Source organism: Blastococcus sp. TF02A-30 (assembly GCF_003319185.1).
Taxonomy (GTDB): domain Bacteria; phylum Actinomycetota; class Actinomycetes; order Mycobacteriales; family Geodermatophilaceae; genus Blastococcus.
Genome location: NZ_QOHJ01000002.1, coordinates 477,313 through 489,028 on the forward strand (window position 1 = coordinate 477,313; position 11,716 = coordinate 489,028).

Annotated in this window: 12 protein-coding genes; 7 read left to right on the plus strand and 5 right to left on the minus strand. The window is 74.7% G+C overall.

The features are described 5' to 3' along the window. Nucleotides 1–97: 97 nt before the first annotated feature. From whiA to DQ241_RS06645, 7 genes are all read left to right on the plus strand, one after another. Nucleotides 98–1,078, plus strand: a complete 981-nt coding sequence (gene whiA / locus DQ241_RS06615; RefSeq protein WP_113829474.1) for a DNA-binding protein WhiA — start codon at nt 98–100, stop codon at nt 1,076–1,078. A gap of 150 nt (nt 1,079–1,228) precedes the next feature. Beyond that, nucleotides 1,229–2,233 carry a type I glyceraldehyde-3-phosphate dehydrogenase gene (gap, locus tag DQ241_RS06620; RefSeq protein WP_113829350.1) on the plus strand — a complete coding sequence of 335 codons (1,005 nt, stop codon included), beginning with the start codon at nt 1,229–1,231 and terminating at the stop codon, nt 2,231–2,233. Continuing rightward, the gene (gene pgk, locus DQ241_RS06625) at nt 2,233–3,426 is read left to right on the plus strand and encodes a phosphoglycerate kinase (RefSeq protein ID WP_113829351.1); all 1,194 of its coding nucleotides are present in this window, start codon (nt 2,233–2,235) and stop codon (nt 3,424–3,426) included. Before gap ends, pgk begins: the two co-directional genes overlap by 1 nt. 11 nt (nt 3,427–3,437) lie before the next feature. Then, entirely contained in the window at nt 3,438–4,229 is a 792-nt protein-coding gene (gene tpiA / locus DQ241_RS06630; RefSeq protein WP_113829352.1) for a triose-phosphate isomerase, read from the plus strand. Between the two features lie 50 nt (nt 4,230–4,279). Further along, nucleotides 4,280–6,064: an ABC transporter substrate-binding protein gene (locus DQ241_RS06635; protein WP_113829353.1), complete on the plus strand. Its 1,785-nt coding sequence runs from the start codon at nt 4,280–4,282 to the stop codon at nt 6,062–6,064. A 68-nt stretch (nt 6,065–6,132) separates the two neighbouring features. Next, the gene (secG, locus tag DQ241_RS06640; RefSeq protein ID WP_233492262.1) at nt 6,133–6,366 is read left to right on the plus strand and encodes a preprotein translocase subunit SecG; all 234 of its coding nucleotides are present in this window, start codon (nt 6,133–6,135) and stop codon (nt 6,364–6,366) included. A gap of 128 nt (nt 6,367–6,494) precedes the next feature. Further along, nucleotides 6,495–6,836 (plus strand): RNA polymerase-binding protein RbpA, encoded by a 342-nt coding sequence (locus tag DQ241_RS06645; protein WP_113829354.1) that lies wholly within the window; start codon nt 6,495–6,497, stop codon nt 6,834–6,836. Between the two features lie 237 nt (nt 6,837–7,073). Here DQ241_RS06645 and DQ241_RS20540 read toward each other — a convergent pair whose 3' ends face one another. The 5 genes from DQ241_RS20540 to zwf form a co-directional block, all read right to left on the minus strand. Further along, nucleotides 7,074–7,244: a hypothetical protein gene (locus DQ241_RS20540; RefSeq protein ID WP_158545888.1), complete on the minus strand. Its 171-nt coding sequence runs from the start codon at nt 7,242–7,244 to the stop codon at nt 7,074–7,076. 106 nt (nt 7,245–7,350) lie between these two features. Continuing rightward, on the minus strand, nt 7,351–8,115 hold the full coding sequence (locus DQ241_RS06650) for a PIG-L deacetylase family protein (RefSeq protein WP_113829355.1): 765 nt from the start codon (nt 8,113–8,115) through the stop codon (nt 7,351–7,353). 31 nt (nt 8,116–8,146) lie between these two features. Next, nucleotides 8,147–8,962 carry a 6-phosphogluconolactonase gene (gene pgl / locus DQ241_RS06655; protein ID WP_113829356.1) on the minus strand — a complete coding sequence of 272 codons (816 nt, stop codon included), beginning with the start codon at nt 8,960–8,962 and terminating at the stop codon, nt 8,147–8,149. Then, on the minus strand, nt 8,959–10,098 hold the full coding sequence (locus tag DQ241_RS06660) for a glucose-6-phosphate dehydrogenase assembly protein OpcA (RefSeq protein ID WP_113829357.1): 1,140 nt from the start codon (nt 10,096–10,098) through the stop codon (nt 8,959–8,961). Before DQ241_RS06660 ends, pgl begins: the two co-directional genes overlap by 4 nt. A 40-nt stretch (nt 10,099–10,138) precedes the next feature. Continuing rightward, nucleotides 10,139–11,656: a glucose-6-phosphate dehydrogenase gene (zwf, locus tag DQ241_RS06665; RefSeq protein WP_113829358.1), complete on the minus strand. Its 1,518-nt coding sequence runs from the start codon at nt 11,654–11,656 to the stop codon at nt 10,139–10,141. Between the last annotated feature and the right edge of the window lie 60 nt (nt 11,657–11,716).

Consider the following 11,716-nt stretch of genomic DNA (forward strand, 5'->3'; position numbering starts at 1 on the left):
GCCGGTCCGGTACGAGGGGGAAGAGGGGGACGCCGCACATGGCGGAGACCCGGTCGACGGTCGCGGGAGCCCCCGCGACTCAGTGGGGGTGGACGACGTGGCGATGACCGCCATGGTGAAGGACGAGCTCTCCCGGGTGGAGTGCACGAAGACCTCCGAGCGGAAGGCCGAGGTGACCGCGCTGCTGCGGTTCTCGGGCGGCCTGCACATCGTGGGTGGCCGGGTGGTGATCGAGGCGGAGCTGGACACCGGCTCGGTCGCTCGCCGGCTGCGCCGCGACATCAGCGAGGTCTACGGCTACACCAGCGGCGTGAGCGTGCTCGCCGGCGGCAACATCCGCCGCGGTGTCCGCTACCTCGTGCGGATCGCCAAGCACGGCGAGGGGTTGGCCCGGCAGACCGGCCTGGTCGACCAGCGCGGCCGCCCGGTCCGGGGGCTGCCGCCGGCCGTCGTGTCGGGCAGCATCAACGACGCCGAGGCCGCCTGGCGCGGGGCGTTCCTGGCCCACGGCTCGCTCACCGAGCCCGGTCGCTCCTCCTCGCTGGAGGTCACCTGCCCCGGTCCGGAGGCCGCCATGGCGCTCGTCGGTGCGGCCCGCCGCCTCGGCATCGCCGCGAAGGCCCGCGAGGTCCGCGGCGCCGACCGCGTCGTGGTCCGCGACGGCGACGCGATCAGCGCGCTGCTCACCCGCATGGGTGCGCATGACGCAGTCCTGGCCTGGGAGGAGCGGCGGATGCGCCGCGAGGTCCGCGCCACGGCCAACCGGCTGGCCAACTTCGACGACGCGAACCTGCGCCGCTCGGCCCGTGCCGCCGTGGCCGCCAGCGCCCGCGTGGAGCGCGCCCTGGAGATCCTGGCCAACGACGCACCCGAGCACCTGCTGGTCGCCGGCCGGCTGCGCCTGGAGTTCGGCCAGGCGTCGCTGGAGGAGCTCGGCCAGCGGGCCGACCCGCCGATGACCAAGGACGCCGTCGCCGGCCGGATCCGGCGGCTGCTGGCCATGGCCGACAAGCGCGCCAAGGACCTCGGCATCCCCGACACGGAGTCCGTCGTCACCGACGACATGCTCGCCAACTGAGGGCCGACCCCGCCGCCCCCTGCTGATCGCGTGCGAACCCGCGCGGCAGGGGGCGAGCCCGGTCACAGCAGGACCGATAGGGTCTGCACCAGCGAGGCCGCGCGCTCCGCGCGGTCCGGTGCACGTGACGGTTCCCATGGGAGGTCTGCAGTGACGGTCCGGGTAGGCATCAACGGATTCGGCCGGATCGGCCGCAACTTCTGGCGTGCCGCCGCCGCCAGCGGGCAGGACATCGAGATCGTGGCGGTCAACGACCTGACCAGCAACGAGGCGCTCGCCCACCTGCTCAAGTACGACAGCATCCTGGGCCGCCTGGCGCAGGACGTCGAGGCCGACGGCGACGGCATCACCATCGGCGGCACCAAGATGAAGGTGCTCTCCGAGCGCGACCCCGCCGCCCTGCCCTGGGCCGACCTGGGCGTCGACGTCGTCGTGGAGTCGACCGGCTTCTTCACCAAGGCCGCGGACGCGCGCAAGCACGTCGACGCCGGTGGCGCCAAGAAGGTCATCATCTCGGCGCCGGCCACCGAGCCCGACCTCACGCTGGTCATGGGCGTCAACGACGACCAGTACGACGGCTCGCAGACGATCATCAGCAACGCGTCCTGCACCACGAACTGCCTGGCCCCGCTGGCCAAGGTCCTCAACGACGCCTTCGGCATCGAGCGCGGCCTGATGACCACGATCCACGCCTACACCGCCGACCAGAACCTGCAGGACGGCCCGCACAAGGACCTGCGCCGCGCCCGCGCCGCCGCCCTGAACATGGTCCCGACCTCCACCGGTGCGGCCAAGGCCATCGGCCTGGTGCTCCCGGAGCTCAAGGGCAAGCTGGACGGCTACGCCATCCGCGTCCCGGTCCCGACCGGTTCGGCGACCGACCTGACGGTGCAGCTCAAGACCGAGGCCACCGCCGACGACATCGACGCCGCCTACCGCGAGGCCGCGGCCGGCCCGCTCGGCAAGTACCTCACCTACACCGACGCGCCGATCGTCTCCTCCGACATCGTCACCGACCCGTCGTCGTGCATCTACGACGCCAAGCTGACCAAGGTCTTCGGCCCGATGGCCAAGGTCCTGGGCTGGTACGACAACGAGTGGGGCTACTCCAACCGCCTCGTCGACCTCGTCTCCCTGGTGGGCTCCAAGCTCTGATGCGCAGCGTCGACGACCTCATCACCGAGGGCGTCTCGGGTCGGCGCGTGTTCCTGCGCGCCGACCTGAACGTCCCGCTGGACAAGAGCACACGCGAGATCACCGACGACGGCCGGATCCGCGCCAGCCTGCCCACGCTGCAGGCGCTGCGCGAAGCCGGCGCCCGCGTCGTCGTCGCCGCGCACCTCGGCCGCCCCAAGGGCACGCCGGACCCGCAGTTCTCCCTGGCGCCGGTCGCGGCGCGGCTCGGGGAGCTGCTGGGTGCGCCCGTGCCGCTGGCCGCGGACACCGCCGGGGACGACGCCCGCGCCCAGGCCGCGGCCCTGGGTGACGGCGACGTCCTGCTGCTGGAGAACGTCCGCTTCGAGGCCGCGGAGACCTCGAAGGACGACGCCGCGCGCGGCGAGCTGGCCGACCGGTTCGCCGGCCTGGCCGACGTCTACGTCGACGACGCGTTCGGGGCCGTGCACCGCAAGCACGCCTCGGTCTTCGACGTCGCCCAGCGGCTGCCGCGCTACGCCGGACGCCTCGTGGCCCGCGAGCTCGAGGTGCTCACCCGGCTCACCCACGACCCGGACCGGCCCTACGTGGTCGTGCTCGGCGGCTCCAAGGTGAGCGACAAGCTGGCGGTCATCGAGGCGCTGCTGCCCAAGGTGGACCGGCTGCTCGTGGGCGGGGGGATGTGCTTCACCTTCCTCGCCGCCCAGGGCCACGGCGTCGGCACGTCGCTGCTGGAGGCCGACCAGGTGGACACCTGCCGCCGGCTGCTGGCCGAGGCCGGTGACCGCATCGTGCTGCCGGTCGACGTCGTCGTCTCGCCGGAGTTCAGCGCCGACGCCGGCTCCACCGTCGTCGACGTGGCGGCCATCCCCGCGGACCAGATGGGCCTCGACGTCGGGCCCCGCACCGTGGAGCTGTTCGCCGCGACCCTGGGCGACGCCCGCACCGTGTTCTGGAACGGGCCGATGGGCGTCTTCGAGCTGGCCCCGTTCCAGGCCGGCACCCGCGGCGTCGCGCAGGCGGTCGGCGCCGTGGACGGCCTGTCGGTCGTCGGCGGTGGTGACTCCGCGGCCGCCGTGCGCCAGCTGGGGCTCGACGAGGACGCGTACGGCCACATCAGCACCGGCGGCGGCGCGTCGCTGGAGTACCTCGAGGGCCGGGAGCTGCCCGGCCTCGCGGTGCTCGCCGACTGAACGAGGAGACCATGGCAGCCACTGCCGCGCGTCGGCCGCTCATCGCCGGCAACTGGAAGATGCACCTGACGCACCTGGAGGCCATCGGCCTGGTGCAGAAGGTGGCCTTCTCCCTCAAGCCGGCCGAGCTGGCGGCGGCCGAGGTCGTCGTCCTGCCGCCGTTCACCGCCCTGCGCAGCGTCCAGACGCTGGTGGCCGGCGACAAGCTCGAGATCGGCTACGGGGCGCAGGACCTCTCCGCGCAGGACTCCGGCGCCTACACCGGCGAGATCAGCGGGGCCATGCTCACGGCGCTGGCCTGCCAGTACGTCGTCGTCGGGCACTCCGAGCGGCGCGCGCTGCACGGTGAGGACGACGCCGTGGTGGCGCGCAAGGTCCAGGCCGCGCTGCGGCACGGGCTCATGCCGATCCTGTGCGTGGGGGAGGGGCTGGAGGTCCGCCAGGCCGGCTCGCACGTCGGCCACTGCACCGGGCAGCTCGACGCCGCGCTCGAGGGCGTGTCGGCCGAGCAGATGGCCGGCGTCGTCATCGCCTACGAGCCGGTCTGGGCGATCGGCACGGGCGAGGTGGCCACGCCGGAGGACGCGCAGGAGGTCTGCGGCGCACTCCGGGCGCGGCTCGCCGAGCGGTTCGGCCCGGAGACGGCCGCCGCGGTCCGTATCCTCTACGGCGGGTCGGTGAAGGCCGCGAACACGGCCGGGATCCTGGCCGGGGCGGACATCGACGGTGCACTCGTCGGGGGCGCCAGCCTGGACGCCGACGAGTTCGCGCAGATCTGTCGGACCGCCGCCGACGTCAGCTAGTCCCCGCTGACCGCCGCCGGCCGCAACACCCGGGGGCGGAACAGCACGTCGTGAACGACACCCTCGATCGGCTCATCGGCCGGCTGCCCGCGTGGGCGCAGGGCTGGCCGCGGCGGCGCCTGCTCGCCGCGGCCGCCCTCGTCGTCGTGGTCCTCGTCCTGGCGGTCAGCTGCCTCGGTGGCGGCGGTGGCCGCGCCGACGTCCCCGTCGCCGAGGGCGAGCCCGACGCGGGCATCGAGGGCGTGCGGGCGCCGTCGGACGCGACCGGGGGCACGCTGCGCGTCGTCGCCCCGGAGATCGACAGCCTCGACCCGCAGCGCTCCTACCTCCCGGGCGTGTGGAACCTGATGCGGCTCTACACGCGCACCCTGGTCACCTACTCCACCGAGCCGGGGAAGACCGACCAGCTCGTCCCCGACCTGGCCACCGACCTGGGCACCCGCTCGGAGGACGGGCTGAGCTGGACGTTCACCCTGCGGGAGGGGGTGCGGTTCGAGAACGGCCGGCCGATCACCGCGCAGGACGTCAAGTACGGGATCGCCCGCTCGTTCGCCGCCGAGGTCATCGTCGGCGGGCCCACCTACGTGGTCGACCTGTTCGACGACCCGGCGAACCGGTACCCGGGGCCGTACTCCACCGAGGAGGACGACCCGGAGCTCACCGCGGTGGAGACACCGGACGAGCGCACGATCGTCTTCCGCCTGCGCGCGCCGCAGCCGGACCTGCTGCACGTGCTGGCGCTGCCGTCGAGCAGCCCGGTGCCGGCCGAGGCGGACACCGGCGCCGACTACGGGCTGGACCCCGTCTCGTCGGGGCCCTACGCGATCACCTCGGTCGACGCCGCCGCCGGCATCCGCCTGGACCGCAACCCCGAGTGGGACCCGGCCACCGACGACGTCCGCACCGCGCTGCCCGACGCCGTCGTCGTCCGCACCGGGCTCACCGGTGTCGAGCGCGACCAGGCCCTCCTGGCCGGGTCGGCCGACGTCGACATCTCCGGCTCGGGCGTGCAGGCGCCCACGACCGCGCGGCTCACCGAGGACGCCGAGGACCTGCTCGGCCGCGTCGACGACCTCACCACCGGAGCCGTGCGGCTGCTGGCCATGCCGACCAACGTGGCGCCGATGGACGACCCGGAGTGCCGGGCCGCGGTCCGCGCCGCCATCGACCGCCGGGCGGTGCAGGAGGACCTGGGCGGCGCAGCCAACGCGGTGCGCAGCTCGGTGCTGTGGCCGCGGGCGCTCGGCGGAGGGCCGGAGGAGAGCGACCCGGCGCCGGACCTCGACGCCGCACGCGAGCACCTGTCCGCCTGCGGGGACGGGTCCGGCTTCGCGACCACCCTCGCCGTCCCGGACTCGCCGGCCAGCGTCGACGTCGCCGACAGCATCGCCGCGCAGCTGGCCGAGATCGGCATCGAGGCCACGGTGCTCCCGCTCGACGCGGCCAGCTTCTACGCCCGCGACGTCGGCAACCCCGACAGCGTCGCGGCGAACGGCTACGGGCTGGTGCTGGCCAGCCGGACCCCGGACTTCCCGACGCCGAGCTCCTTCCTCGTGCCGCTGGTCGACGGGCGCAGCATCCGGAACGTCGGGAACACGAACTACGCGAAGCTGGACGACGCCGAGCTGAACGGGCTGGTCGACGCGGCGCGGGCGGCGGCGGACGGGGAGGCGCGCGACGCGTGGCAGGCCGTCGCCGCCGCGGCGGCCGAGCGCGACGTGTACGTGCCGCTGGCCGAGTCGCGGGTGCAGCTCATCGCGGGCCAGCGGTTGCGCAACGGGGTCGTGATGCAGCCGTACACGGGCTACGACCTCGCGACGGCCGGGGTTCGATGAACCGGGTCGGTTAGGCTCGTCCCCGGGAGCCGGTGCCCTGCGCCGGCCGAGACGTTTGCGGAGAGGTCATGATCGAGGTCGTTCTCAACGTGCTGCTGGTGATCACCAGCGCGCTGCTCGTGGTGCTGATCCTGCTGCACCGCGGCAAGGGTGGCGGCCTGTCCTCCATGTTCGGCGGTGCCGTGTCCAGCTCGCTGGCCGGGTCGTCGGTCGTGGAGAAGAACCTGAACCGGCTGACGGTGTTCACCGCGCTGATCTGGGCGGTCTGCATCGTGGGCCTGGGCATCCTCCTCAAGGTCTGATCCGGCACGTTCCGGTCGGCTTCCGGCTGAACGGGAGCAAAACGTGACCGGGAACTGAGCTCCGAGGCCCTACACTTCGGCGGGCGGTGATCTGCCGCACGTCCGGACCCGGAGATCAGGGGGCGCTCGTGGCTGGTGGCAACGCGATCCGGGGAACCCGGGTCGGCGCAGGTCCGATGGGTGAGGCGGAGCGCGGCGAGGCCGCCCCGCGCCGGCGCACCGCCTTCTGGTGCGCGAACCGGCACGAGACCCGCGTGGCCTTCGCGTCCGACGCGGAGATCCCCGAGGTCTGGGACTGCCCCCGCTGCGGGCTCCCGGCCGGGTCCGACGAGGAGAACCCGCCGCCGGCGCCGCGCACCGAGCCGTACAAGACCCACCTCGCCTACGTGCGCGAGCGGCGCAGCGACGCCGACGGCGATGCGCTGCTCGAGGAGGCGCTCACCCGGCTGCGCGCCCGCCGGGGCGTCTGACCCGCACCAGTTCCCAGGGCCCCGCGCCGGCCTCACCCGCCGGAGCGGGGCCTCGGCACGTCCTCGCCGGTCGCCCGGTGGGGCGGCCAGCCAGCCGACGCCACGTCCCAGTACGTCGAGCGGTCCCGCTGCGATGCGGCGTCCCGCTGCGGTGGTAGCTGCGGCGAGCCGCCGTCGATGCCCTGCGTCGTCATGACAGGCGGAGGTGGCCTCCCACCTGGGTGGATACAGCGACCGTCACGATCTCGGGCAGCGCCGCCAGCGTGCCTGGGCCACGTCCCAGTACTGGTCCGGACGGGAGCGCGGCACCGCCTGCCGCGCCTCGGGGTCGGAGCCGGGGGAGCTGGTCGGCACGGGGCTGCGCGGTGCGGGCACGGGCGGCACGGTCCGCTGCTCGGTGGCGGTCATGGGGTCCCCTCGGGTCGGCGGCGCTGCCGGTGCCGACAGGGTGGCGCCGCCACGGGGAGAGCGGAAGCAGGTGGGGCGGGCTCCCGTGGGACGCCCCGGCCCGCCGTCACCCGCTGTCGCGCGCCGCGCGCACCCGCACCAGGTGGTCCTCGGTGAGGAACGCCCGGCGGAGCCCGGCGCTGAGCCCGTCGAACGGTGAGGTCTGCGACCGGTGCTCGGCGATGGCCGCCTCCCGCCGGTCCAGCACCGAGGCGACGTCGAGGACGTCGGTGACCTCGGCGTCGCGACGGCCGAGCGCGGCGGGGTCCAGGGCCAGGTAGGCGGTGCCGGGCCGCAGCTCGCGCATCTCGGCCAACCAGCGGCGCATCAGCCGGTTGGGCAGGCAGTGCTCGTAGAGGGCGACCCCGTCGAGGTCGGGGAGCGCGGCGTGCGCGGCGGCCCGGACGTGCAGGTGGTCGCGGTGCCCGTCGCTGCCGTCGAGCACCACCACGACGTCGGCCGCGAGCCGGGCTGCGGTCGCCGCGATCTGGGCCGCCAGGTCGGCGACCGGGACGCCGCACAGCGCCCCGGGCGGCAGGTCGCCGGCGAAGCCGGAGTCCCGGAGGTCGAGCAGCTCGACGTCGACACCCAGCCGCGCGGCGGCCCGGCGCAGCTCGTCCTCTCGGACCGCGCCGAGGTCGCCGTCCGGGCAGCCCTCGGCCGGTTCGCCGGCCTCGCCGCGAGTCGCGCAGACGACGGTCACGGCGGCGCCGAGCTGCGCGGCGCGGGCGAGCGTGGAGCCGCAGCCGAAGGACTCGTCGTCGGGGTGCGCCACCACGGCCAGCCACCGGTCGCCGGGCCGGACGTCGCGGAGCACGTCCCGGGCTGCCATCCGTCCTCCCGACGCGTGGCCGGGCGGCGGGTCAGCCCGGCGGTGCCGGCAGCTTGCTCGCCGCGGCCGCGTCCAGCAACCACCTCGTCGCCCGCCGGCCGTGCACCCCGGCGGCCGGGATGTCGACGGCGTCGGCACCGCCCAGGGCGCGGGCGACCGCCTCGGCCTTGCCCTCGCCGGCAGCGATCACCCAGACCTCCTCGGCGGTGTTGATGGCGGAGAACCCGAGGCTGATCCGCGTCGGCGGCGGCTTGGGGCAGTCGCGCACGGCGAACACCGGGCGCACGTCGGTCGCGGCGGGGGAGTCGGGGAAGATCGACGCGGTGTGCCCCTCGGGGCCCATGCCGAGCAGCAGAACGTCGAAGCGGGGGACCTCCTCCCCGTCGGCGGCCAGCTCCGCCAGCTCGGCGGCGTAGTCCTCGGCGGCCTCCTCCGGGGAGCCGAAGCCGGCGTCGGAGGCGGGCATGGCGTGCACGCGGGCGTCGGTCACCCCGACCCGGGCCAGCAGGGCGTCGCGGGCCTGCTTCTCGTTGCGCTCGTCGGAGGCGGCGGGCACGTAGCGCTCGTCGCCCCACCACACCTCGACCGCCGACCAGTCGACGACCTCGCGCACCGGCTCGGCGGCCAGCCCGGCGACGTGCTCGAGGACGGCGATGCCGACCCCGCCGCCGGTGAGGACGACGGACGCGGTGCCGTGCACGGCCTGGGCGGCGGCGAGCCGGGCCACGAGCGCTTCGGCGACGGCCCGGGCCAGCGTGTCGGCGTCGGGCTGGACGACGACGTCGGGCGCGGGCCGGCCGGCCTCGTCGAGCTCGGCGGCGATGCGGTCGCCCGGGGAGGTGGTCACGGCGTCACCGCGTCCTTCGCCGTCGTCTCGTCGTCGCCGCCGTCGTGCTCGCCGCTCTCGGCGACCTCGTCGGCGTCCTCCGAGTCACCGGGCACGGTGGGCGCGGTCGCGGCGGCCGCCGCACGGGCGCCGTTCCCGCCGTTCTCCTCGGCCGGGTCGAACCACACGTGCTCGCGGTTGGACGACCGGTCGGAGAGCCCGGTGAGCCCGGTGGCGACCTCCAGCGAGTCGCTGAACGGCTCGTCCGGGTCGAGGCGGCGCAGCTCCTCGCTGAGCAGGTCGCCCAGCACGCGCTCGGGGAGGGCCACGGTGGCGTCCGGCCGGTAGGGCTGGGAGATGACCGCTCCGCCGCGGCGGTCGGCCACGACCCGCACCTCCTCGTCCTGGTCCAGCTGCATCGTGACGCCGGTGATGCCGCTGCCGCCGGGGGACCGCTCGCCCGGCTTCACGTCGACGGGGCAGCCGCAGCGGGATGCCAGCCAACCGGCCAGCAGCTGCGCGGTGGCGCTGCGGGGGTCGCCCTCGACCCGGGCACCGCGCACGACCACCGGGTCACCGCGCCGCCCGGAGACGGAGTCCAGCGACGACGCGAGGACCGCCCGCCAGTCGGTGCTGCGGGTCCAGGCGAGGTCGGTGTCGCCGGGGGCGTAGTCCTCGGCGCGCACGCGCAGCGCGGCCACCGGGTCGTCGGCCATCGAGCTGTCGGTGATCCGCCGGTCGGCGATGACGGCGAGCGCGTCGGTGGCCATCCGTTCCGGCGGTGCGCCGTGCCACCAGGCCACCACCGGGGCGTCGGCGGCCAGCAGCGGCAGGACCACGGACTCGGCGTGCAGCGCCAGCCGCCCGTACATGCGCAGGACCACGGCCTCGCCGGGGCCCAGCCGGCCTCCGATCTGCACCTCGGCGTCCAGCCGGGGCACCGGGGCCTCGATCTGCCGGCGCACCACGATGAGCACCCGGCAGGGGTGCATCTCGGCGGCGTGCGTGGCGGCCTCCTCGGCCTCGGTCACCCGGCTCTCGTCGGCGACCACCACCAGGGTGAGCGCGACCCCGGACAGGACCGCACCCCCGGTGCGCCGCTGCGCGGCCAGTTCCTTCACCACGGCCGAGCCGGTGGTGTCCCACAGCGTCGTCACGGGATCTCCTCGAATCCGAGCGGGTGGACGGGGGCGGCGCTCACGGCCGCCGCCACCGGCGGCCCTCGGCGGCCAGCATCTCGTCGGCGGCCCGCGGCCCCCACTCGCCGGCGCGGTACGCGTAGGGCTCGGTGCCGGCCCAGAACTCCTCGAGCGGGTCGATGACCGCCCAGGACGCCTCCACCTCTGCGTTGCGCGGGAACAGCGTCGCGTCGCCGAGGAGGACGTCGAGCAGCAGGCGCTCGTAGGCCTCGGGGGAGGACTCGGTGAACTGCTCGCCGTAGAGGAAGTCCATGGACACGTCCCGGACCTCCATCACGCTGCCCGGCACCTTCGACCCGAACTTGAGGGTCACGCCCTCGTCGGGCTGCACCCGGACCACGAGCTGGTTGTTGCCGAGCTCCTCGGTGTCGGTGTCGGCGAAGGGCAGGTGCGGGGCGCGCTTGAACACCAGCGCGATCTCGGTGACCCGGCGGGGTAGCCGCTTGCCGGTGCGCAGGTAGAACGGCACCCCGGCCCAGCGGCGGGTCTCCACGCCCAGGCGGACCGCCGCGTAGGTCTCGGTCGTCGACGCTGCGTCGACCCCCTCCTCCTGGCGGTAGCCGTGCGCGCGCTGGCCGGCCAGCCAGCCCTGCTCGTACTGGCCCCGGACGGCGAAGGTGCGCAGGTCGTCGGGGAGCGAGATGGCCCGCAGCACCTTGAGCTTCTCGGTGCGGATCTCCTCGGCGGAGAACTCGACCGGCTCCTCCATGGCGGTGAGCGCCAGCAGCTGCAGCAGGTGGTTCTGCAGCACGTCGCGGGCGGCCCCGGTCTTCTCGTAGAACCCGGCCCGACCGCCGATGCCGACGTCCTCGGCCATGGTGATCTGCACCGAGTCGACGTGGTGGCCGTTCCAGACGGGCTCGAACAGGGTGTTGGCGAACCGCAGCGCCATCAGGTTCTGGACGGTCTCCTTGCCCAGGTAGTGGTCGATGCGGAAGACGTCGTCGGCGCTGAACACCGAGTCGACCAGCGAGTTGAGCTCGCGGCTGGAGGCGAGGTCGGTGCCGAAGGGCTTCTCGACGACGACGCGGCGCCACCGGTCCGGGGTGCTCTCCGCCATGCCGGTGCGCTGCATCTGCTTGAGCACCACCGGGAACATCGACGGCGGGATCGAGAGGTAGAACGCGGCGTTGCCGCCGATGCCGTGGCTGCCCTCCAGCTCGCGCAGCGCCTCGGCCAGCTCGTCGAAGGCGTTGTCGTCGTCGAACGAGCCCTGCACGAAGTGCACGCTGGCGGCCAGCCGCTCCCAGACCTCCTCGCGCCAGGGGGTCCGGGCGTGCTGCCGGGCGGCGTCGCGGGCCAGCTCGGCGAACTCGGTGTCGCCCCAGTCGCGCCGGGCGAACCCGAGCATGGCGAAGTTGGTCGGCAGCAGCCCGCGGTTGGCGAGGTCGTAGACGGCCGGCAGCAGCTTCTTGCGCGCCAGGTCGCCGGTGATGCCGAAGACCACGAGCGCGCAGGGCTCGGGCACCCGGGGCAGCCGCCGGTCCCGCGGATCGCGCAGCGGGTTGGGGATCATCTTCCGTCCTCGAGATCGCAGGGGTGCCGCCGTCCGGCCCCGGCGGGGGACCGGACGGCG